The following is a 21,253-nucleotide window of genomic DNA, read 5'->3' as shown; positions in this document are numbered from 1 at the left end:
CAAGCCGCCCGTCCTTGTTCCCCAGCACAGGAAAAACGCCATGACCCGCAATGAACTTCCGATGCTCCTTTTTGCCCCCGATGGCGATTTCGGCACGTCCGGTCCAGCCCGCCGCCAGAGCGGAATTCGCAGACCTCGCAGAAATCCGAAATTACGCGGCCTGCCGTTGAGGCTCCTGTGCCTGTGTCTCGTGCTGCTTGGCACCATGCTCCTGCGGCAGGCCTCGGTGCTGTTCCGGCAGGACTTCATCAGCCGCCGGCAATGGTGCGCGCTGGCCCGCTGCTCTGCCGCACTTCATGCCCGTGCGTCACGGCTCCTGCGGCGAGGGCAATGGTGAGCCCCTGCCGCACCGTCCGGAAACCGTCATGCTGGCGCAGGGTTTCGCTGCTAAGGCATCTCGTACGAGTACATGAACCGGCTTCAGTGCCGGCACGATCCAACAGAGAATGCGCAGATGAAAGCCCTGGCCACCTTCGAGCTGACAGCCTTTGCCGACACCTTTGTGGCCTTTGCGGCGGCTTTCATTCTGGGAACGCTGATCGGCGCCGAGCGACAATATCGCCAGCGGACTGCGGGCCTGCGCACCAATGTGCTGGTGGCGGTGGGCGCGGCTGCCTTCGTCGATCTCGGCCAGCGGGTAGCGGGCGATGCGGAAGCGGTGCGGGTGATCTCCTATGTGGTGTCCGGCATCGGCTTTCTGGGCGCCGGCGTCATCATGAAGGAAGGCATGAACGTGCGCGGCCTCAACACCGCCGCAACCCTGTGGTGCTCCGCTGCCGTGGGCGCCTGCACCGGAACCGGCATGGTGGCCGAGGCCACGCTCCTGACCTGCTTCGTTCTGGCCGGCAACACATTGCTGCGGCCGCTGGTCAACATGATCAACCGAATTCCCATCGATGACCGCTCCACCGAGGCCACCTATGAAGTCAGCGTCATTTCCAGCCGCGAGGCCATGCCCCAGATGCGCGACCTTCTGGTGGAACGTCTGGAGGCTGCCGACTATCCGGTCAGCGATGTGGAGATAACCGACCGGGGCAGCAACACCGTCGAGATCGTGGCGACACTGGTTTCAACCGCCGTCGATCCGCACGAGATAGAAGCGGTGACCAGCTATCTGGAACAGCAGAAGGGGGTTTCCGACGCAAGCTGGGATGGCAGCACCCGCGACTGACCGCCACCCGCCGGACAGGCCATGCGCTTTGCCCTGCGGCGTGTATAATGGGCTGGCCTCGGATCATTTCTGCTTTTCTCTGAACGGCAGGAAACGTTCTGACACATTGTTTCGACGCAAATCCAAACGCAAAGCCGCTGTGCACTTTTGCCGGAATTGCCTTAGCCACCGGATGACATGACGTTCAGGCTCTCCACCCCGTTCCGCTACAGCCAGACCCTTACCATTGCCGCACTTGCGGGGGTGATGGTGGCAATCTTCATTGGCGATACGGTCACGGATTACGCCATTGCCGCGGCGGTCTTCCACACCGCCGTCATTCTCATTGCCGCCCGCATCCTGCCGCCGCGTCTGGTCGTCATTCTGGCCGTCGCCTGCGTGGCGCTGACGGTGCTGAGCTTCGCGCTGACCCGCTCCGGCAGCTATGATGTCGGCATCGTCAACACCGGCATCAGCATCGTTGCCATCGGGGTCACCACCTATCTGTCGCTGAGACTGGTGGCGGCGGAGGCGGCCGCCCATGAAAGCCGCGAGCGGCTTCTGCGCATGGCGCGCGTCACCAGCCTCGGCGAACTGACTGCCTCGATTGCCCACGAAGTGAACCAGCCGCTGGCAGCTGCTGCGACCAGCGCCGGCGCCTGCCGCAGATGGCTGGAGCAGGAACCACCGGCAATCGACAAGGCCATCCGCGCCGCAGACCGGATGGTGGAACAGACAGAACGCGCCAGCGCGGTGATCGCGCGCGTGCGCGGACTGGCCAGCGGCAAGCCGCCCCAGAAGAGCGCCTTCGATTTCAACGCGCTGGTGCATGAAATCGTCGCCATGGCGCGCGACCAGATCGAGCGCCACGACATCCATCTCAGGCTCTGTCTTCAGGAAAGCCTGCCGCCGGTGATGGCGGATCGCGTCCAGATCGGGCAGGTGGTGGGGAACCTGCTGATCAACGCCATCGAGGCGATGGCCGTCTCCACCGGGAAAGCGCGCGAACTGGACCTCATCGCCGAGGTGGACGGGCCGGGATTTATCCGCTTCTGTGTCGCCGACAAGGGGCCGGGCTTTCGTCCGGGCGAAGCGGACCATCTGTTCGATGCCTTCTGGACCACCAAGAAGGACGGGGTCGGCCTTGGCCTCACCATCTGCCGTTCCATCGTGGAAACCAATGGTGGACGCATCTGGTCGCACAACAATGAAGAGGGCGGCGCTATGTTTCTGGTGAGCCTGCCCGCTGCTGTGGAGACCGTTTCATGAACAGGCAAAACAGCGACGCCGAACCCGAAAAAGCCGTCGTCTATGTCATCGACGATGACCGCTCGGTGCGCGAGGCCGTGGAGGACCTTCTGACCTCCGTGGCGCTTGAGGCCCGCGTGTTCGGCTCGGTGCAGGAATTTCTCGATCAGGATGTGGCGGATGCTCCCGCCTGCATGGTTCTGGATGTGCGCATGCCCGGTCAGAGCGGCATGGATTTCCTGTCCCATATGCAGGAACTCGGCCTGCATATGCCCACCATCATGATCACCGGACATGGCGACATCGCCATGGGCGTGAAGGCCATGAAGGACGGCGCGATCGAATTTCTCACCAAGCCGTTCCGCGATCAGGACCTGCTCGACGCCATCCATCACGGCATCGAAACCGACCGCGCGCGCCGGGCGCTGGAGGCGCAGGCATCGGAACTGCAAAAGCGGTGGGCAAGGCTTTCGCAGGGCGAGCGCGATGTCGCGCGGCTGGTGGCGCAGGGATTGCTCAACAAGCAGATCGCCGGCGAACTCGGCCTCAGCGAAATCACCGTCAAGGTGCGGCGCGGCCATGCCATGCGCAAGCTGGAGGTGCGCACTCTCGCCGAACTGGTGCGGGTGGCGGACCGCATCGAAGCCACCACCCGCAGTCATCAGAAGCCCGCTTCATTGTGAAGCCCGCCGGCCCCGCCTGCTATCGGGGGATCAGGGAGCCGATCGCCATGACGAGGGCTGCGCACATGGCGCAGGCGACGAACACAAGATCCAGCCTCTGGCCAAACCCGGCAGCCACCAGCCCCAACCCAAGCAGGTTGTAATAGAGCAGGCTGAGCACGGCTCCCGCGGTTCCGGGGCGATCCGTATAATTGCGCAAGGCTCCGGCGAGGATGTTCGGGATCGCAAGAGCATAAGCCGTGGCGATCACCGCCATCCCGGCCATGAAAACCGGGCTGGACGACCAGATGAACACAATCCCCGCGCCGGCGGCCAGAAGGGCGACTCCAAGCCTGACAAGGTGACCGGCGCTCCATCCCCGTCGCAGCAAGGCGGAGTTTGCCAGCGCGCCGGCCAGAGATGCGGCGGCAAGGACCAGACCGCTTTCCCCGAATTCAAACCAGCGCGTCTTCAGCCCTTCAAACAGGAAGGGTCCCATCTGGTAATAAGCGAAAATGGTGAGGTTGAAGATCGCAATCAGCGCAGCGTTGAGCCAGATATCGCGGTCCCGCAACATGTCATTCAGCTTCGGCAGAAGGCGTGCCGCCCGAGTGCCGGCGGGGCGTGTTTCAGGCCAGAATACCAAGCTGAGCCCGAGAAGAGCGATCGCCAGCAGGCCAAGAGCCGCGAAAACGCCTTGATGGCCGGCAAGCTTTGCAATCTCCTGCCCGACGAACATGCCAATGGCCGGACTGATCGCCAGCGCCATTCCAAGCAAGGAAAAAACGCGAGCGAGGTCCGGTCCCCGATAGCTGTCGCGCAGCGCCGTCTGCGTGACGATCGAGCCGACTGCCGCGCCGAAGGCTGAAATCAGCCGCGCCATGAGAAGCTGGCCAAAATCCCCGGCGATCATCGCCCAGACAGAGCCCACCGCATAAAGCGCCAGACCGCCAAGAAGTGCCGGACGACGCCCGGCAATATCGCAAAGGCGTCCCCAGGCCACCACGCCGAAGGCGAATGCGACAAACCACAGGGAGAGCGTCTGGGCCGCCTGCTGCGGCGTGGCACGATAGGCTGAGGCGATCATCGGCAGGGCCGGGCTGTAGATGGTTTCCACGATCTGAGGGAAACTCAGCAGCAGAATGACGAGCGGAAGGGGTGGGCGGCGGAACATGGATGCCTCAGCTTTCTGGTGAGGTTTCTGCTCTATCGCTGTTCCGTTTTGCTTGTTACAAACATTATGACAATTTATATCGGAAATCGGACAATCGGGATGAACTGTGGTCTGGCTCGCTCCCTCCGATCCCTTTGATGCCGACCTGATGGAGGCGCCGGTCGTGGGGATTGCCTCGCGACTGGTGCGGCACGATTCCGGCTGGCACCGCCATGGGCGCGGGCAGTTGCTCTTTGCCTATTCCGGGTCGATCCGGATCACGCTGCCGGGCGCCATCTCGATCCTGCCTCCGATCCGCGTGGCATGGATTCCGCCCCAAACCCTGCATCGCGTCCGCATCCGCGGCGAGGTGGAGTATCGGTCGATCTATCTCGACCAGACACGCATTGCGCCACCCTTTCACGCCACCGCCATCGTCACCATGACGCCTCTGCTGCGCGAGGTCTTCGAACGCATCAGCTTCCAGCCTTTCGATACCGATTGGACGCAAGGGCCCGCGCGTAACATGCTGGCGGTGTGCATAGATGAACTGCGGAGCGCATCGTACGAACCGATGTTGCTGCCAGTGCCGTCGGACCCGCGCCTCGCCCGGCTTGATCCCGAAGAGCTTCCTCCCGATCTCGAAACCTTGTCGCACAATGTTGGCGCCAGCACCCGCACGATCACGCGCATCTTCCGGCGCGAGACCGGCATGACCTACCAGACATGGCGGCAAAGCTGGCGGCTTTTGCGGGCGGTGGACCTGCTGGCCTGCGGGCAAAGCGTAACCAGCGTCGCCTCCGATCTCGGCTTCGCCAGCGACAGTGCCTTCGTCGCGTTCTTCCGGCAGATGACGGGCCAGACGCCCCGACGGTACATAGCCGGCTCCCGCTCAACAGGCGGCAACCACGGCTGATTGGCAAACGGATTTGCGCTGGCTTCGCGTGCACCATGGGACTGAAGCACCCGGGTAAAAAGTCCCGAATGGTAATTTCAGCGCGATGGCATTAAAGGGCCGAGATCAGATCGATTCCCGCTGATCCGGCAGCATGCCGGCTTTCCGAAGCGGGACATGGGCCGAACAATGTGGCAAGCGCCACCAGACCATAAAAAGGAACAAGCCGGTGAGCGAAGCGACCGTGGAAGACATCACCAACCGCATCTATGAATCTCTCAAAGCCGACAATCTCGATCTCGATATTCATATCGCAGATCTCAAGGCGGCACTGAAGCGGGAAGACCTGAAGGAAGCCGTGTTCGACCCGGCCAGACTGGCGCAGAACAACCGCTCCGGCAGAAAGCTCATGCAGGCATATTTTCGCCAGCGCGGCGTATCGGTGAAATACTCGGCTTCGTAGAGCCCTCCTGCCCGTTTGCCGCATGCCCGGCAAACGGGCGGCCAGTCCCTCATTAAGGTGCGGCTGGCACTCCCTCCTTCGCGATAATTTCGGCCTTCCCGCCAAAGAGAAGTTTTCTTCTGGCGGCTGCACGCAGGCACCGCGCTTGCTGGCCGCAAATTTCCGTGAGCGCTCAGCCGAAACGATATTGTCCCTGAGGACGCATCCCTGTCAGCCGCCCCGGATCGGGTCGTCGCCAACGGGGCAGCTGGCAGGGTCGGCTCATGTGCGGACGTTCATGCAGGCGTGCATGTCGCGGCACCCCATGAAAAGCACCGGTTCCCGGCTTGCCCTGCCTATTGCAGAGGCCATCCGGCCCTGCTAGGAAAAGTTGAGCCATGCGTTCATATTAGATGACCGGATGCTCTGTTGTCCGGGAAAACGAAAACGTCTCCGGCCACGGGCAGCCAGAAGTCATATCTGCGGCCCTTGCAAGAGCTTAAGCCTGATGACGGAGTCAGAAGACCGCCATCTCCTCTATCTTACCCATCGTGTCGCCCTGATCGACTATGCCACGCCGATTCTCGGCTCGCGGGATGCGGCGGAAGATATCGTTCAGGATGCGTTTTTGCGGTTCTCTCCCGCAAGAGCCCCGCTCGGCGCGCCCGAACTGACGCTTGCCTATCTTTACCGGATCGTACGCAACCTTGCTTTCGACGTGCTCAAGCGCCGCAAGATCGAACAGCGTGAAGGAGGCAGGAATGCCCCCTTCTGGGCAGCGCCGCGCGATGCACACACGCCGGAGCAGTCCCTGCTGTTCTGCGATCAGATCCGTGTCGTGTCGGATGTGCTGGCCACCTTGCCCGACGAAATGCGGGTGGCGGTGGAGATGTATCGCTTCGGCGGCTTCACGCTGGAGGAGGTCGCCGCCCATCTCGATATTTCAGTGGCGACGGCCCATCGCTACATTCGCACCGCCATGGTGAAAGTGGCTGCGCAACTCGATCGCTCCTGAGACAGCGGCCCCAATGAAAAAAATTCCTGTTCCGGTCGTCTTTGGATATGAACCGGGGGATATGAACCGGGTGCGAACAGGTGCGGCGGCACCGAAAGACCGCGACAGAGATGACCTTGGGCGACGAAAACCACACAGACCCCTTGCTGGATGAAGCGGCAGACTGGCTCCTGCGGCTTCAGGAAGCGCCGCGCGACGCCCGCACAGCAGAAGAATTCGAGACGTGGCTTGCGCGTTCTCCTGAACATGCGCGCGCATGGGCCAGCATCGGCAGATCCTGGCGGCTGATCGGCGAAGTTGCGCCCACGCACGAGGCGGCATGGAAGCATAGGAACCCGACGCGGAGCCGCAGGCGCCTCCCGCGGAGTACACATCCCGCATCAGGCTGGCGGCGCAGGATTGCCGGCATTGCCGTTGCCGCAGCCTGCGTGGCGTTTCTCGCTCTGTCAGCCCCCTCGCTCATGCTGCGGTTGCAGGCAGACCATCTGACAGGCACGGCGGAAAGCCGGGTGATCACCCTCGCGGATGGCTCGACCGTGACGCTTGGCGCCGACAGCGCCATTGCCGCGACTGTCGGCAGCCATGAACGGAGCGTCACATTGCTGGCCGGCGAGGCTTTCTTTGAAGTCAGGCGCGACGCTGCGCGTCCCTTCACCGTGAAGGCGGGAGAAGTCACCGTCGCAGTTCTGGGAACAGCCTTCGACGTGCAGCTTACCGCCAGCACCGCAACCGTGCAGCTCGAACATGGCTCTGTCGATGTCGGCTACAGCCGGGAAGGCACAGGCGGCAACGCGCATCTTGCTCCGGGCGAGATGATGCGCGTCGACCGGCAGACCGGCGAAATGTCGCGCAATCCCATCGCGAAGGACGATATTGCGGCATGGCGCAATGGCTACCTGTTCGTGAGCGATGCCACGATCGGTTTCGTGGCCGAACAATTGCAGCGCTATCATCCGGCCTGGATCAGCGTTCCGGACCGCGATCTGGCGGCAAGGCGCGTTACGGGTCTCTATGACCTGCGCGATCCCGAGCGTGCGTTACGCGCACTTGTCGAGCCCTATGGCGGCCGGGTGCGCGCCGTCTCGCCTTACCTGCGGATCCTGTCGCGCCTGTGAAATTTTCTTCCGGCGGCAAAAAAATGCCGTCGGATGAAAAAAAATCGCGAGCCGATCGTCTGTATCTCCGGAAACGCACGCCTTGACTGTGCGTCATATGCCGGAGACCGACAAAATGGGCGCGCACGCACATCGCCGCAGACACACCACTCGCACCCGCATCGCGCTTGCCGGACGGCTGCTGGCCACATCCGCGCTGATCGGTTTCGCGGCTCCCCTGCTTCACGTCCAGCATGCCAGCGCCCAGTCGGGCGAAGTCGCTGCCGCCCGCGCCTTCGATATTCCCGCCCAGTCCCTTGCCAGCGCGCTCAACACGTTCGGCAGGCAATCCGGATTGCAGGTGACGCTTGCTTCGTCGACCTCGGATGGCGTCACCTCGCGGGCCGTCAAAGGCACGCTCACGCCACAGCAGGCCCTGAGCCAGCTGCTGCAGGGAACCGGCATACCGTTTCGCATCAACGCCGACCGCACCGCCGTCATCGGTCTGCCGGACAGCACCGGCACATTGCCGCCGGACACCGAAGGAGCCCTCGTTCTCGATGCCATCACCGTCACCGCAGGCGGCTTTGCCCAGGCCCTTGTCGAAGCGCCGGCAAGCATCACCCTCATTCCGCGCGAAGAGCTTGAGACGAAGCCCTATCGCTCGCTGATGGATGCCGTGCGCCATGTCGAAGGCGTGACCATGGTGGGCGGCGACAATGGCGACATTTCCATCCGTGGCATGCCCCCGGCCGGCACGCTGATCATGGTCGATGGCCGCCGCCAGAACAGCACCCGCGAACTGAACCCCAAGAGCGGCAATTCCGTCGAAGACAACTGGATGCCGCCGATCGGGGCCGTGGACCGCATCGAGGTCGTGCGCGGGCCGATGTCGTCGCGCTACGGCTCCGACGCCATGGGCGGCGTCATCAACATCATCACCCGCAAGGTCGCCGAGGAATGGTCCGGCTCGGTCGGGGCGGATGTGACGCTGCAGGGCAATTCCCGTGCGGGAAATGCCTATCTCGGCGATTTCTACCTGACCGGTCCGATCGTGCCCGAACTTCTTGGTCTTCAGGTCTGGGGATACAAGACCGCCCGCGACGAGGACCAGATTCCGGGCGGCTTCAACGAGAGCGACAATCTCAACGGAACCGCACGGCTGTGGTTCACGCCGACGCCCGACCACGACATCCTGTTCGAGGCGCACAAGAGCCATCAGCGCTACTGGGAAACCGCCGGAAACAGCGCAACCGGAACGTCCGACGTCTACCGGGACTATGACAGGGAGAGCTACACGCTTGCCCATACGGGACGGTGGGATTTTGGCACCTCCCAGTTCTCCTATGTCTACGATACCGCTTCGCGGGACACTTTCACCGCAGGCGCTCCCGACACATGGATGCCCGACCTTGCCAACCACACCATTGACGGCAGCTTCGTCGCGCCGCTGGGAGACCGGCACACGCTCAGCTTCGGCGGCCAGTGGCGTCGCCAGATTCTCGACATCGGCGGCATGCGCAACGGACAACTGCCGCCGCTGCCGGACGGCAGCCCGGCAACCGGCCAGCTTTCGGCCGAAGTGGACCAGTGGGCGCTGTTCGCCGAGGACGAGTGGAAGATGACGGATACCTTCTCCCTGACGGGCGGCATCCGCTACGACAACAACTCCATCTTCGGCGATCACATCTCCCCACGCCTCTACGGCAACTGGCGGCCGAACGAGAACTGGGCCATCAAGGGCGGCGTCGCGACAGGTTTCGTGCCTCCCACGATGAAGGAGTATGTGCCCTATATCGGCAATGGCCAGCGCGGCGGCGCGACGACCTGGGGCAATCCGGAGCTGAAGCCGGAAACCAGCCTCAACAAGGAGATCGGCCTCTATTACGACAATCTGAGCAATTTCTCGGCCAATATCACCTATTTCCATACCGACTACGACGACAAGATCGCCAATACCGGATCACGCTGCCTCAACGCGCCGTCGGGGCAGCCATCCGACGGCAATGGTTGCTGGAGCGGCCCGGACGGGCGCCCGATGAGTGTGTATTTCAATGTGCCCGAAGCCATCATTCAGGGCGTGGAGCTTGCGGGGCGCTGGAATATCGATGACGCCTTCACGCTGAGCGGCAACTACACCTACACCGATTCCAAGATGAAGACCGACGGCATCAGCGTCTACGGCTTCCCCCTCGGGCAGGCCGACGGGCTGGCTCCGGTTTCCACCCCCCGTCACGCCGCCAGCCTGCGGCTCGACTGGCAGGCTTACGAGACGCTGGCCACTTATATGCGCGCCAATTACCGGGGCAAGGACAATCAGGGCGTCAACTGGGGCGGCGGCAGCAATCCCATGAACAAGAGCGCCGGCGATCTGCTGACCCTCGATGTCGGCTTCTCCTGGCAGGTGAATGACAGCTTCACTCTCAACGGTGCTGTCTATAATCTGACAGACAAGACCAACTATGATCCCGACCGCACCGGTTCCTACCAGTATATCGAAGATGGCAGGCGCTTCTGGCTCGGTGCGCGCACCACATTCTGAAGAATGACCGGCGGCATGCGGTCCCGCACCCATGCCGCCCTTCAAAGGTGATATTCATGCGTTTTGCCCTGCTGGCCTGCCTGATGTCCGCGCTGCTCGCGGGAAATGCTTCGGCCACCACTGTCGACCTGTCCGGCGAACAGCCCTATCCGCAACTTTATCAGCCAGCGGAACCCGGCGGGACGGCAACGGAAGGGCGCGGCGTGGTGCTGCTGGGCGCCGATCTGGTCGAGATCATGGTCGCGCTCGGCGCGGCGAACCGCATTCTCGCACGCCCGGCCGACATCGATCTGCCCGGCATTGACGACACCCCCCACAAGGTGCGCGAATGGGCAGGTGTGGAAGGTGTGCTGGCCATGCGCCCGCAGCTGGTGATCGGCTCCACGGTCATCAACCAGCGTCTGCTGGACGGGCTGGCCGGACTTGGCATCCGCACCGACCTGATCGACCGCACCCTGCCGGCTACGGAAAAGGTCTCCCGGCTTGCCGCTCTGCTCGGCCTGGAGGAGCGCGGCGAAAAACTGATTGCCGCCATGGAAGCCGACTACAAGTCCATGGAGCCTGTTTCCGTCGAAGGGCGGCCCCTGCGCATCGTCCATGCCTCGAAGATGGGAGCAGGCACCAGCTTCACGGCCGGCGGCGCGGAAACGGCTGTCCACAATCTGATCCTGCGGGTGGGCGCCATCAATGCAGCAGCCGAGGTCGGCCGCGACCGCTACAGGCCCGTCACCCCCGAAGGCATGGTTCTCATGGCGCCGGATGTCATCCTCATTTCCGAGGCGGAACTGCCGGCCTTCGGCGATCTGGACGGCATCTGGGATGCCTATCCGGGCGTCTCCCTGACCCCGGCGGGGCGCAACCGCAACGTCATCATCATGCGCGAATTGCATGTGCGGGCGGATGCCGCCTCTTCAGGCATCGCGACGCGTGCGCTGTCGCGCGCCCTGCACGAGATGTTCCCTTGAGCAACACGCGAACCGACCGACCGGCCGACCAACTGGCCGACCGCCCGCCCGACCGGCTGGCGCGGCCTGCCGACCGCACGCCGCTGATCGCGCTGTGCATGGGCGCCTGTCTGGTCCTTGCCTTCTTCGCCTCGATTGCCATCGGTGCCGTTTCCCTGTCGCCGGGCGATGTGTTCGACGCCGTCGTCTCACGCTTCAGCTCAGCTCCGCTCGACCAGACAGCCGCTCTCAATCAGGCCGTGGTCTGGGATCTGCGGCTGGCACGTGTGCTGACCGCCGTCATCGTCGGGGCAAGCCTTGCCACCTGCGGCGCCGCCATGCAGGGGCTGTTTGGCAACCCGCTCGCGGACCCAGGCATCGTCGGCGTCTCCAGCGGAGCCTCGCTCGGCGCCATCATGGTGGTGGTTCTCCAGATTTCCACCTTCGGCATGTGGACCCTGCCAGTCGGGGCATTTCTCGCAGGCGTCGGCACCACCTTCCTGATCTACGCGCTGGCGCGTCCCGGACAGGAAGGCAGCGACAATTCGAAACTGCTGCTGGTCGGCATTGCCGTCAACGCCATCGGCGGCGCCTTTGCCGGCTACCTGACCTATCTTGCCACCGCCGATCAGCTGCAGAGCCTCACCTTCTGGTCGATGGGGTCGCTGTCGAGCGCAAAGTGGCTTACCGTTGCCATATCCGCTCCGCCCACGATCATCGGCATCGCCCTGCTCTGCCGCTGGGCACGCCCGCTGGATCTTCTCGCGCTGGGGGAGCGGCAGGCCCGCCATCTCGGCGTCGACGTCACCCTGCTGCGCCGCAAGCTCATCTTCGTCACCGCCCTGCTGGTGGCGGCTGCCGTCTCCTTCAACGGCACCATCGGCTTCGTCGGCCTCGTCGTGCCGCATCTGTTCCGGCTGATGATCGGCCCGGCGCACCGGCTGCTCATTCCCTTTTCCGCCGCCGGCGGCGCACTGCTGGTGATGCTGGCGGACCTTGCCGCGCGCACGCTCGACCCGCCTTCCGAAGTGCCGATCGGGGTGATCATGGGGTCGCTGGGCGGGCCGTTCTTCCTGTGGATGATCTACCGCAGCCGCAGGTTCGGGATCGCGCCGACATGATCGACATTTTCGACATCACCGTTACGGTCGGCACCCGCAATCTGCTGGAGAACGTGTCTGCCCGCTGCGAACCCGGCACGCTGACAGCGCTTGTCGGACCCAACGGCGCCGGCAAGTCTACCCTGCTCTCCGTCATCGCCGGTGATCGCAAGCCGGACAAGGGATCGGTCGAGCTGGCCGGCAAGGCGGTTCACGCCTATTCGGTGCGTGAGCTGGCGCAGGTCCGTTCCGTCTTCCCGCAGGGGTCGGTGATCCGCTTCGGCTACACCGTCGAGGAGGTGGTCGCCATGGGCCGCGCCTTTCGCGACCTGCCGCCCGATGAGGACGAGCGCGCCGTGCTTGCCGCCATGAACGCTTCAGAGGTGCGGGACATGGCGTTCCGCAATGCCCAGACGCTGTCCGGCGGCGAGCAGGCGCGCACCACCTTCGCGCGCGTCGTGGCGCAGGCCACACCGGTCGTGCTGCTGGACGAGCCGACCGCAGCGCTCGACCTGCGCCATCAGGAGCGGGTTCTGGCCATGGCACGCGAGATGGCAGCCGGTGGCGCGACCGTCGTGGCCGTTCTCCATGACCTCAATCTGGCCGCCGCCCATGCCGACAAGATCGTGCTCCTGTCGCAGGGCCGCGTCGCAGCGGATGGTCCGCCATGGGAGGTGCTGCGTCAGGACCTGATCGAAAACGTCTACCGGCAGGCGGTGCGGATACTGGAACATCCGGTGCGCGGCTGCCCGGTCGTGCTCACTACCTGAAACCAAGGAGCTTCCCATGACCTGCACTCTGCATCGGGCCGACGTCGCCGCGATCCTCGCTCGCGAACATGCCGCCGCCCGCTCCATGCGCGAGGCACAGGCGGCCGCACCGCGCGACGACAGTGCGCCTCCCGTCCACACGCTGGATTTCCGCACCTCCGAACGCCACAAGACGAACTACCTGTCGATCGGGCCGCGCATGGGGCGTTTTCTCTATGCCTCGGCGCGCGCGATCAATGCCCGCAACATCGTCGAGTTCGGCACCTCCTTCGGCATTTCCACGCTATATCTCGCGGCAGCAGCGGCTGACACGGGCGGCCGGGTGACAGGTTCGGAATTCCATGAAAACAAGGTGGAAAAGGCACGCGCCAATCTCGCCGATGCGGGGCTCGCTCCGCTCGTCGAAATCCGCGCCGGCGATGCGCTGCAGACGCTGGCCGACGTGCAAGGCCCCATCGACCTGCTCTTCCTTGACGGGGCAAAGGATCTCTACATCGAAATCCTGAAAATGCTGGAAGACAGGCTTCGGCCCGGCGCGCTGGTGATTGCCGACAATGCCGATCATCTGCCGCCGGATGAAGGCTTCCTCGCCTATGTCGGTGACTCCAGCCCGCGCTACCTCACCACGCTGCTCGGCTTCCACAAGGGGCTGGCCAGCCAGTCTCTCGTGCTTTCCTGAAACCTGGATAAGGCAGATATCATGGATCAACAGACCGAAAAGGCCCCACGCAAGCGGCCTCCTTTGCCCGAATGGACGCTGAGCGTGGTCGAAGCCTTCGATGTTACGCCGCGCATGCGCCGCGTGGTGTTCACGGGCGACAATCTGGACGAGATGACTTACCGGCCGGGGCAGGCGCTGGTGCTGGCCATGCCTCTTCCGGAGGGCGGCACCGGTCGGCGCGATTACACCATCCGCAGCTTCGACAGGAAGAAACGACAGCTTGCGATGGACTTCGTGCTGCATGGCACCACGCCTTCCCCGGAGTGGGCACGTCGCGCGGCAGCGGGCGACATGCTGCAGGTGCGCGGCCCGCGTGGGCGCACGGTGATAGACGAAACCGCCGACTGGCATCTGTTCTGCGGCGACGAAACCTGCCTGCCCGCCATCCTGCATATGCTGGAAAGCCTGCCGGAAAACGCGAAGGTGCATGTTTTCCTTGAGGTTGGCGGCCCCGACGATCGTCAGAAGGTGCCGGAGGCGTTCGCGGCATCCGTGACATGGGTCGATCGCGGCGGCAAGGAAGCAGGGCCGAACACGCTGCTGCTCGACCGGCTGGCCGCTTTCGAACTGCCGCAAGGCCGTGGCCATGCCTACATCATCGGCGAGACCAGCAATGTGCGGGCGCAGCGCCGCCACCTTGTCGAGCGCGGCCTGGAAAAATCACAGATCTCGTCCGAAGGCTACTGGCGACCCGGCCGCATCGGCGGTCACGATCACGTCGACGACTGAGCGGAAGGCCGAAACCTCAAACTCTCAGTGCAGAAAGTACCTGCCCTTCATATTGCTCGTTCAGACACGCTTGCGGGTCTGAACGAGCGATCTTGTCTGGGTGCAGCGACAAAAACAAAATTGCGGCAGGAGACTCTGACGGCAGAGCAGGGTCTCTTCAGAATGAACCGCCCGTGTTCCCGCACACCGGCGTTGGCAATTCGCCTCTCCCGAGGGTGAATTGCGATGACGGCTTCTCGTTGAGCCGATCTCCATGAACAGGGTGCCGTTTGTTGAGGAAGGCGCGCTATGCCATGCGATGCCTGCGCATGGCACACCACACAGGCCCTCTGATGGGGGAAGGTCGGCAATCGGGTTTTCATGACGGGCTTGCGGGAGAAGATTTGAAATGCCGGTAATGCCAAGACGCTGGACAGACCTGCTGGCGGTCCTGACCCTTGCCACGCTCTGGGGGCTGAACTGGCCGGCGGTGAGAGTTTCTCTCTTTGCATTTCCGCCATGGACCTTTCGCGCCATCGGAATGGGGTCAGGTGCGCTTTTTCTGTTCTTCATGGCCCGTCTGTTCGGACAGCGGCTCCTGCTGAAGAGATCAGAGATGCTTCCGGTCTTCGCCGCCGGCTTCTTCACCATAACCGCGTTCAATCTCCTGCTGGCATTCGCCCAACTGGCCGCGCCGACTTCCCGCGCGGTCATCGTGACTTTCACGCTTCCCATATGGACCGTCATCCTTGCGCGTATATTTCTGGGCGAGCAGCTGAACAGGCAACGCCTGATCGGTCTCGGATTCGGCATTGCGGGACTGGTGTCGCTGGGGTGGCCGCTGATCGTGGAAGGCACATTCTCCTTTGGCCTGTTCCTGGCTCTGCTTGCCGGTATCTCGTGGGCGTTCGGTACGATTGTCATCAAACGATTTCCCACTTCCGCACCACCGATGAGCATCGCTGGCTGGCAGCTCGCAGCCGGTGCGCTGGCATCAGCCGCCGGGATGCTGATTTTTGAACCCTGGGTTCTGTCTCAGGGTCTGCCCGTGCAAAATTTCCAGCCACGGATATGGGTCGCTCTGACTTATCACATCGTGTTTTCGCAAGGTGTCGCTTACCTGATGTGGTACCGCATGCTGGCTCGCCTGCCGGCGGGTACGGTCAGCCTGTCAACGCTGATGGTGCCTGCGATCGGCGTTTTCAGCTCTGTTATTTTCCTTGGGGAGACGCCTTCGCTTGCCGATTTCATCGGCCTTGCGCTGATGACCGCAGCGGCCTGCGTGGTGGCGCTGCCACAGCGCAAGAGATAGGCTGGTTTTCATGGATGCTTGCGGTTCATGATTTCCACAGTCATTCACGCCGTGCAGGTGACGGCCTACAGCCTCCGGCGCGTGCATCCGTAAAACCGTGTCTATGAGCGCGCCAGACGCACGAAATGGCCGGGGCTGATCTCCACCAGTTCCGAAGGTTCCGGCGCCACCGTCACATCGGGTGCGGATGAGCCGTCATCGGCGAAGATCCAGCCTGCCGGGGCCTGCGCGGGACCCTCCACGACAGCTTCCCGGCTCAGGCCCAGCACCGCACCGGGATCGGGGATAGTTGCGATCAGGCGGCGCGTATAGGGATGGACCGGATCGGAGAAGATCGCCGACCATGGACCTGTCTCCACGATCTGGCCGAAGAACATGACCGCAACCCGGTCGCTCATATGTTCCACCACGCTCAGATCGTGGCTGATCATCAGATAGGAAAGGCCGAACTCCTCCTGAAGGTCGAGCAAAAGGTTGATGATCTGGGCGCGGATCGAGACGTCGAGCGCCGACACGGGCTCGTCGAGCACGACGATTTCGGGTTGCAGGATGAGCGCGCGCGCGATGCCGATGCGCTGGCGCTGGCCGCCGGAAAATTCATGCGGATAGCGCTCTGCCTGCTCGAGCGTCAGCCCCACGCTGTGCATCACGCGCTCGATCCGATCCGACAGTTCCGAACGGGCCGTGACGTTATGGAGCCGGAGCGGCTGAGCCAGCGAGTGCCACACCGTCTGGCGCGGATTGAGCGAGGCATAGGGATCCTGAAACACCATCTGTGCCGCCATGGCGCGCTCCATGCGCGATGGCGCCTGCGACCCTGAAAACGGCTTGCCGCGAAACAGGATCGATCCTTCCGACGGCTCCTGCAATCCCATCACGGAGAGCGCCGTCGTTGATTTTCCGCAGCCGGATTCGCCCACGATCGACAGGCATTCGCCCTTTGCCAGATCGAGGCTCAGCCCGTTGACGGCATGCAGCATCTTTCGCCCGCGCCCGAACCAGCTACCTGAAAGCGGAAAGCGCACATGCAGGTCTTCGACAGACAGAAGCGGCGCGCCCATCATCCTGCCTCGCCGGATACCGGGTTTCGGGGGGCAATGAAGCGCGTCTCGGTCAGCCGCGAGCGATCGGCGATGAAGCTGTCGATGTCGACCAGCCGCTGGCGCCCGTGCAGCCGGCGCGACCCCAGCTTCGGCAGCGCTCCCAGAAGACCGCGCGTATATTCATGCTGCGGGCTGACGAACAGGTCGCGGGTGGCATTCTCCTCCACCAGACAGCCCGCATACATCACACCCACCCGCTGGCACATGGTGGCTATGACGCCGAGGTCGTGGCTGATGAACAGCACCGCTGTACCGCGTTCGGCGCACAGTTCCCTGATCAGCTTCAGCACCTCCGCCTGCACGGTAACGTCGAGCGCGGTGGTTGGTTCGTCGGCGATCAGCAGTGCCGGATCGCAGGCAAGGGCCATCGCGATCATTACCCGCTGGCGCAGGCCTCCCGACATCTGGTGCGGATAGTCACGCACGCGACGCTCGGGCGTCGGCACCCGCACGCTGGCCAGCGCCTCCACCGCCATTTTCTCCGCCTGCGCCCAGCTCTTTCCCTGATGCTGGACATACATTTCGGCGATCTGCCGTCCCACCGTCTGCAACGGGTTCAGCGCACTCATCGGCTCCTGAAACACCATGGCGATGCGGTTGCCGCGCAGGCTGCGCATCTCGCGTCTGGGCAGCGCAAGCAGGTTGCGGCCTTCGAAGAAGATCTCGCCGCCCAGTATCTGAAGCGGCTTCTTCAGAAGGCCGATGATGGCCAGCGAGGTGACCGATTTTCCAGAGCCGGATTCGCCCACCAGCCCATAGGTCTCGCCGGGCATGATCTGGAACGACACGCCTTTGAGGATGCGATGGGCCTGACCGCCATGACGCAGTCCCAGTTCCAGATTCCTGACGTCGAGCAGCGGTTTCACAGCTTCCGGGTCCTCATATGCGGATCGAGCATGTCGCGAAGGCCGTCGCCAAGAAGGTTGAACCCCAGCACGGCAAAGAAGATCGCCATGCCGGGGAAGATGGCGGTCCACGGCGCGATCTGGATCATCTGGCGCGCATCGGTGAGCATCGAGCCCCAGCTTGGGAACGGTGGCTGGATGCCGAGCCCGAGAAAGGAAAGGGCAGCCTCCGACAACACCGCCGAGCCCATGCCGAGTGTTGCCATGACCAGAACCGGGCCCATGATGTTGGGCAGGATCTGCGTGAACATGATGCGCGGGTCGCTGTAGCCGAGCGTCTGCGCGGCCTGCACATAGCCGAGCGATTTCAGCGACAGCGTGGAAGAGCGCGCGATGCGGCAGGTCCAGCTCCAGTTGGTGAGGCCAAGCGCGATCAGCAGCGACACCAGGCCGGGGCCGAGCACGGCCATCACCGCCAGCGCGAAGATCAGCGAGGGAATGGCGAGCATCACATTGGTGAGGCCGTTGACGAGGTCGTCCCACCAGCCGCCCCAATAGGCCGCCGACATCCCCAGCGCGACGCCGATGATGGTGTTGATGATCTGCGAAACGATGCCGACGGTGAGCGAAATCTGCGCCCCGTAGAGAATACGCGAATAGACGTCGCGTCCCTGCGCATCGGTTCCGAACCAGTATGTGGCATCGGGAGGCAGTTCCGCGCTCATCAGGTCGGCGTCGAGCACCGGATCGAAATGGGCAAGCCATGGGGCCAGCAGCCCCGCCAGAATGACCAGCGCGGTGAGCAGCCCGCCGAGAATGAGGTTGAAGCCCAGCTTCATGCCGCTCACTCCTGCTTGATGCGCGGATCGACCAGCGCATAGACGATATCGACCGCGGTATTGATGACCAGAAACCACACGACGATGACGAGGATGGTGCCCTGCACCACGGGGATGTCGCGCATCGCAACGCTGTCGACGAGCAGCGAGCCGATGCCCGGCCATGCGAAGAGCTTTTCGATCACCACAGCCTGCCCGATCAGCGAGCCGAACAGCAGGCCGACGGTGGTGATGATGAGAACCAGCGCGTTGCGGGCAACGTGCCGGCGCACCACCTGCGCCTCGCTCAGTCCCTTGGCATGGGCCGTGCGCACGAAATCACCGTTGAGCACGTCGAGCACCCCGGCCCGCGTCGTGCGCGCCAGAAGCGCCAGCGGCGTGACGCCCAGCGTGATGGCAGGCAAAATGAGATTGCGCAGCGAGCCGTCGCCATAGCCGAAAGAGGGCAGCCAGTTCAGTTGCAGCGCAAACACATACATCAGCAGAAGGCCGAGCCAGAACTGGGGCAGCGACAGGCCGGAAACCGCCCCCACCATGGTGACGGTGTCAAGGATGGAGCCGGGCCGCAGCGCGGCGAGAAACCCCAGGGGCACGGCCACGACCACGGCGAAGATCATGGCCGCCACCGCAAGCTGGAGCGAGGCCCAGATGCGCTCGTTGATCAGTTCCAGCACCGGCCGCCGCGTGCGGAACGATGTGCCGAGATCAAGCTGCGCAAGGTCACCCACATAGGTGATGAACCGCTGATGCACCGGCTTGTCGAGGCCAAGCTGCTCGTTGAGCCGGGCCATGAGCTGCGGGTCCGGAGCCGTCTTGCCATCGGAAAGCAGACTGGTGGCGAAACTGCCCGGCACCACTGAAAATATGACGAAAATCAGCAGTGCCACGACGACGATGGTGGGAATGATCTGCAGCACCCTGCGGATGGTGAACCGAAGCATCGCTGGTCCCGATTGGTGTGAGGCTGATCCCGGATATGTCAGCCATATCCGGGAAAAGCTCTTTCGGCGGGCCGCAACCCGACCGGCGGATTACCTGCGCATCGCTATTTGCGATTGTCGGGGGCGCTGTCGTCGATCCAGATATCCTCATAAGGCTGAAGCGCCAACTCGTTTGCGTTCGGCGCCAGCCCATGCACCCATGGCTGGTAGGCCATCACCGCCTTGTTGTAGTTGAAGAACCACACCGGCGCGTCATCCTGCACAAGGTTGTTCGCCTGCCGCAGAAGGTCCGTTTGCCTGGTCGGATCGCGCTCGTCGCGCGCCGCCTCGTAGAGCTTGTCGAACTCCGGATTCGAGTAGCTGGTGTAGTTGCAGGCCGACTGCGCGGTCTTCGACCAGTAACAGCGCATGGCCGCCAGCGGGTCCGGGCCGGTCTGGTTCGACCAGATGAAGGCCTCGAAATTGTTGGTGGTCACCGCCTCGCCCAGCGCCGAGCTTTCCACCGGCTTCGGCTTGACCGTGATGCCGACCTTCTGGAGCATCGGCAGGATCGCCTCGACGATCGGCACGCCCCAGCTTTCGTTGGGGCTTGCGGTGACCTCGAACGTGAAGCCGTTTTCGTAGCCGGCCTCCTTGAGCAGTTCCTTCGCCTTGTCCGGATCGAAGGCGTAGGGCGCCTTGTCCTTGTCGAAGGCGGGCGAGGAAATCGGCAGCCAGCCGCTTGCCGGATAGGCCTTGTTCTTGACGAGGCGCTCCACGATCAGCGGCGTGTTGATCGCATGGTTGATGGCCTGTCTTACCCGCTTATCCCTGAGCGCTTCCACCTTTGGATTGAAGCCGATATTGCGCGTGAAGACTTCCGCCACTTCAAGCAGGTGATCCTTCAGCGCATCGTCCTGCTGATAGGCCTGATACTGGGTGGGGCCAAGAACCGAGACGTCGATCTCCTTGTTGCGGAAGGCAACGTCACGAGCGCTGTCCTCGCTCATCAGGATGATGTTGACGCGATCCAGATAGGGTTTGCCTTCTTCATAGAAGTCCCCGAACTTCTCCACCACAAGCTGCGAGCCGGGGATGTGTTCCTTGAAAACGAACGGACCAAGGCCGACGGGCGCCGTCGCGAAGGTCGCCTCATCCTCCACGTTGGAGGGATAGATCGCCGTTGTATTCTGCATCAGGGAAAAGCCCGGATTGACCGGCGATGCGAAGGTGATCTCCAGCGTGTTGTCATCGATCTTCTTCAGGCCGGATATGTCTTCGCTCTTGCCGGCGGCGAAGTCGTCGACCCCCTTGATGATGGCGACATAGCTGGCGCCGGGGAAGGCGTTCTTCGGGTCGGCGATGCGCTTGTAGCTGTAGATGATGTCGTCAGCCGTCAGTGCCTTGCCGTTGTGAAATTTCGCGTCCTTGCGCAGATGATAGGTGTAGACCAGACCATCCTCGGATTCATCGACGCTGGTCGCCAGTTCAGGAACAGGTGCGTTGTTGTTGGAATCCCAGGCGTAGAGCGAGCGATGGATCGCCTGCGTTATGAACTCTTCCTGAATGTTGGGGCTGGCATGCGTATCGAGCGTTGCGAAGCTCGATCCATAAGGCGCGGTGAAGTTGAAAGTGCCGCCCTGTCTGGGCTCCTCGGCCAGTGCAAGGCCCGAAACGCTGGCGCAAAGAAAGGCCGCGAGTGTGAATCTCCTGAACATGATGATTTTCCCCTTGTTGCATGCGCCGCCTTGAATGGTGGCCGCGTTTTTATGAGTTTTCAGACCTCAGCC

The 21,253-nt window shown here is 63.1% G+C and carries 21 protein-coding genes; 15 read left to right on the top strand and 6 right to left on the bottom strand.

Annotation, left to right across the window (positions count from 1 at the left end):
- The first annotated feature begins 40 nt into the window (after window positions 1-40).
- The 4 genes from AC5XE7_RS07955 (at window position 41) to AC5XE7_RS07940 (ending at window position 3,081) form a co-directional block, all read left to right on the top strand.
- A complete protein-coding gene (locus tag AC5XE7_RS07955) occupies window positions 41-337 on the top strand; it encodes a hypothetical protein (protein ID WP_495365576.1) in 297 nt (98 codons plus the stop codon).
- A gap of 117 nt (window positions 338-454) precedes the next feature.
- A complete protein-coding gene (locus AC5XE7_RS07950) occupies window positions 455-1,171 on the top strand; it encodes an MgtC/SapB family protein (RefSeq protein ID WP_495365575.1) in 717 nt (238 codons plus the stop codon).
- 177 nt (window positions 1,172-1,348) lie between these two features.
- Window positions 1,349-2,419, top strand: a complete 1,071-nt coding sequence (locus AC5XE7_RS07945; RefSeq protein ID WP_495365574.1) for a sensor histidine kinase — start codon at window positions 1,349-1,351, stop codon at window positions 2,417-2,419.
- Window positions 2,416-3,081, top strand: a complete 666-nt coding sequence (locus AC5XE7_RS07940; protein WP_495365573.1) for a response regulator transcription factor — start codon at window positions 2,416-2,418, stop codon at window positions 3,079-3,081. The genes AC5XE7_RS07945 and AC5XE7_RS07940 overlap by 4 nt, the downstream gene beginning before the upstream one ends.
- Window positions 3,082-3,100: 19 nt before the next feature.
- Here the strand turns inward: AC5XE7_RS07940 and AC5XE7_RS07935 are convergent, their stop codons facing one another.
- Window positions 3,101-4,234, bottom strand: coding sequence for an MFS transporter (locus tag AC5XE7_RS07935; RefSeq protein ID WP_495365572.1), 1,134 nt, complete (start codon window positions 4,232-4,234; stop codon window positions 3,101-3,103).
- A 106-nt stretch (window positions 4,235-4,340) separates the two neighbouring features.
- Here AC5XE7_RS07935 and AC5XE7_RS07930 point away from each other — a divergent pair, with 106 nt between their 5' ends.
- From AC5XE7_RS07930 to AC5XE7_RS07880, 11 genes are all read left to right on the top strand, one after another.
- On the top strand, window positions 4,341-5,129 hold the full coding sequence (locus AC5XE7_RS07930) for an AraC family transcriptional regulator (RefSeq protein WP_495365571.1): 789 nt from the start codon (window positions 4,341-4,343) through the stop codon (window positions 5,127-5,129).
- Between the two features lie 208 nt (window positions 5,130-5,337).
- Complete coding sequence (locus AC5XE7_RS07925) at window positions 5,338-5,571, top strand: hypothetical protein (RefSeq protein WP_183826031.1); 234 nt, start codon at window positions 5,338-5,340, stop codon at window positions 5,569-5,571.
- A gap of 487 nt (window positions 5,572-6,058) precedes the next feature.
- Window positions 6,059-6,565 (top strand): RNA polymerase sigma factor, encoded by a 507-nt coding sequence (locus AC5XE7_RS07920; protein WP_495365569.1) that lies wholly within the window; start codon window positions 6,059-6,061, stop codon window positions 6,563-6,565.
- Between the two features lie 110 nt (window positions 6,566-6,675).
- Window positions 6,676-7,680 carry a FecR family protein gene (locus AC5XE7_RS07915; RefSeq protein WP_495365568.1) on the top strand — a complete coding sequence of 335 codons (1,005 nt, stop codon included), beginning with the start codon at window positions 6,676-6,678 and terminating at the stop codon, window positions 7,678-7,680.
- A 115-nt stretch (window positions 7,681-7,795) separates the two neighbouring features.
- Window positions 7,796-10,201: a TonB-dependent receptor domain-containing protein gene (locus AC5XE7_RS07910; RefSeq protein WP_495365567.1), complete on the top strand. Its 2,406-nt coding sequence runs from the start codon at window positions 7,796-7,798 to the stop codon at window positions 10,199-10,201.
- Between the two features lie 56 nt (window positions 10,202-10,257).
- Window positions 10,258-11,166: an ABC transporter substrate-binding protein gene (locus AC5XE7_RS07905; RefSeq protein WP_495365566.1), complete on the top strand. Its 909-nt coding sequence runs from the start codon at window positions 10,258-10,260 to the stop codon at window positions 11,164-11,166.
- On the top strand, window positions 11,163-12,266 hold the full coding sequence (locus AC5XE7_RS07900; RefSeq protein WP_495365565.1) for a FecCD family ABC transporter permease: 1,104 nt from the start codon (window positions 11,163-11,165) through the stop codon (window positions 12,264-12,266). The genes AC5XE7_RS07905 and AC5XE7_RS07900 overlap by 4 nt, the downstream gene beginning before the upstream one ends.
- Entirely contained in the window at window positions 12,263-13,015 is a 753-nt protein-coding gene (locus tag AC5XE7_RS07895) for a heme ABC transporter ATP-binding protein (RefSeq protein WP_495365564.1), read from the top strand. Before AC5XE7_RS07900 ends, AC5XE7_RS07895 begins: the two co-directional genes overlap by 4 nt.
- A gap of 16 nt (window positions 13,016-13,031) precedes the next feature.
- Complete coding sequence (locus tag AC5XE7_RS07890; RefSeq protein WP_183826013.1) at window positions 13,032-13,694, top strand: O-methyltransferase; 663 nt, start codon at window positions 13,032-13,034, stop codon at window positions 13,692-13,694.
- 21 nt (window positions 13,695-13,715) lie between these two features.
- Entirely contained in the window at window positions 13,716-14,465 is a 750-nt protein-coding gene (locus tag AC5XE7_RS07885; RefSeq protein WP_495365563.1) for a siderophore-interacting protein, read from the top strand.
- A 388-nt stretch (window positions 14,466-14,853) separates the two neighbouring features.
- On the top strand, window positions 14,854-15,756 hold the full coding sequence (locus tag AC5XE7_RS07880) for a DMT family transporter (RefSeq protein ID WP_495365562.1): 903 nt from the start codon (window positions 14,854-14,856) through the stop codon (window positions 15,754-15,756).
- 101 nt (window positions 15,757-15,857) lie between these two features.
- Here AC5XE7_RS07880 and AC5XE7_RS07875 read toward each other — a convergent pair whose 3' ends face one another.
- From AC5XE7_RS07875 to AC5XE7_RS07855, 5 genes are all read right to left on the bottom strand, one after another.
- Window positions 15,858-16,817: an ABC transporter ATP-binding protein gene (locus AC5XE7_RS07875; protein ID WP_495365865.1), complete on the bottom strand. Its 960-nt coding sequence runs from the start codon at window positions 16,815-16,817 to the stop codon at window positions 15,858-15,860.
- On the bottom strand, window positions 16,817-17,725 hold the full coding sequence (locus tag AC5XE7_RS07870; protein WP_495365561.1) for an ABC transporter ATP-binding protein: 909 nt from the start codon (window positions 17,723-17,725) through the stop codon (window positions 16,817-16,819). The genes AC5XE7_RS07875 and AC5XE7_RS07870 overlap by 1 nt, the downstream gene beginning before the upstream one ends.
- Window positions 17,722-18,543 carry an ABC transporter permease gene (locus AC5XE7_RS07865; protein ID WP_495365560.1) on the bottom strand — a complete coding sequence of 274 codons (822 nt, stop codon included), beginning with the start codon at window positions 18,541-18,543 and terminating at the stop codon, window positions 17,722-17,724. Before AC5XE7_RS07865 ends, AC5XE7_RS07870 begins: the two co-directional genes overlap by 4 nt.
- Window positions 18,544-18,548: 5 nt before the next feature.
- Window positions 18,549-19,484 (bottom strand): ABC transporter permease, encoded by a 936-nt coding sequence (locus AC5XE7_RS07860; RefSeq protein ID WP_183825998.1) that lies wholly within the window; start codon window positions 19,482-19,484, stop codon window positions 18,549-18,551.
- A 104-nt stretch (window positions 19,485-19,588) separates the two neighbouring features.
- A complete protein-coding gene (locus tag AC5XE7_RS07855; protein ID WP_495365559.1) occupies window positions 19,589-21,181 on the bottom strand; it encodes an ABC transporter substrate-binding protein in 1,593 nt (530 codons plus the stop codon).
- Window positions 21,182-21,253: the final 72 nt, after the last annotated feature.

Source organism: Aquamicrobium sp. YD-1-mutant5 (genome assembly GCF_059509755.1).
This window is presented reverse-complemented; position numbering and strand designations above follow the sequence as displayed.

Bases quoted from the DNA above. Each gene is read 5' to 3' on its own strand.
- AC5XE7_RS07950 (WP_495365575.1), top strand. From the start codon at position 455: ATGAAAGCCCTGGCCACCTTCGAGCTGACAGCCTTTGCCGACACCTTT.
- AC5XE7_RS07875 (WP_495365865.1), bottom strand. From the start codon at position 16,817: ATGGGCGCGCCGCTTCTGTCTGTCGAAGACCTGCATGTGCGCTTTCCG.
- AC5XE7_RS07935 (WP_495365572.1), bottom strand. From the start codon at position 4,234: ATGTTCCGCCGCCCACCCCTTCCGCTCGTCATTCTGCTGCTGAGTTTC.
- AC5XE7_RS07895 (WP_495365564.1), top strand. From the start codon at position 12,263: ATGATCGACATTTTCGACATCACCGTTACGGTCGGCACCCGCAATCTG.
- AC5XE7_RS07905 (WP_495365566.1), top strand. From the start codon at position 10,258: ATGCGTTTTGCCCTGCTGGCCTGCCTGATGTCCGCGCTGCTCGCGGGA.
- AC5XE7_RS07885 (WP_495365563.1), top strand. From the start codon at position 13,716: ATGGATCAACAGACCGAAAAGGCCCCACGCAAGCGGCCTCCTTTGCCC.
- AC5XE7_RS07945 (WP_495365574.1), top strand. From the start codon at position 1,349: ATGACGTTCAGGCTCTCCACCCCGTTCCGCTACAGCCAGACCCTTACC.
- AC5XE7_RS07890 (WP_183826013.1), top strand. From the start codon at position 13,032: ATGACCTGCACTCTGCATCGGGCCGACGTCGCCGCGATCCTCGCTCGC.
- AC5XE7_RS07940 (WP_495365573.1), top strand. From the start codon at position 2,416: ATGAACAGGCAAAACAGCGACGCCGAACCCGAAAAAGCCGTCGTCTAT.
- AC5XE7_RS07865 (WP_495365560.1), bottom strand. From the start codon at position 18,543: ATGAAGCTGGGCTTCAACCTCATTCTCGGCGGGCTGCTCACCGCGCTG.
- AC5XE7_RS07880 (WP_495365562.1), top strand. From the start codon at position 14,854: ATGCCGGTAATGCCAAGACGCTGGACAGACCTGCTGGCGGTCCTGACC.
- AC5XE7_RS07910 (WP_495365567.1), top strand. From the start codon at position 7,796: ATGGGCGCGCACGCACATCGCCGCAGACACACCACTCGCACCCGCATC.
- AC5XE7_RS07920 (WP_495365569.1), top strand. From the start codon at position 6,059: ATGACGGAGTCAGAAGACCGCCATCTCCTCTATCTTACCCATCGTGTC.
- AC5XE7_RS07955 (WP_495365576.1), top strand. From the start codon at position 41: ATGACCCGCAATGAACTTCCGATGCTCCTTTTTGCCCCCGATGGCGAT.
- AC5XE7_RS07855 (WP_495365559.1), bottom strand. From the start codon at position 21,181: ATGTTCAGGAGATTCACACTCGCGGCCTTTCTTTGCGCCAGCGTTTCG.
- AC5XE7_RS07860 (WP_183825998.1), bottom strand. From the start codon at position 19,484: ATGCTTCGGTTCACCATCCGCAGGGTGCTGCAGATCATTCCCACCATC.
- AC5XE7_RS07915 (WP_495365568.1), top strand. From the start codon at position 6,676: ATGACCTTGGGCGACGAAAACCACACAGACCCCTTGCTGGATGAAGCG.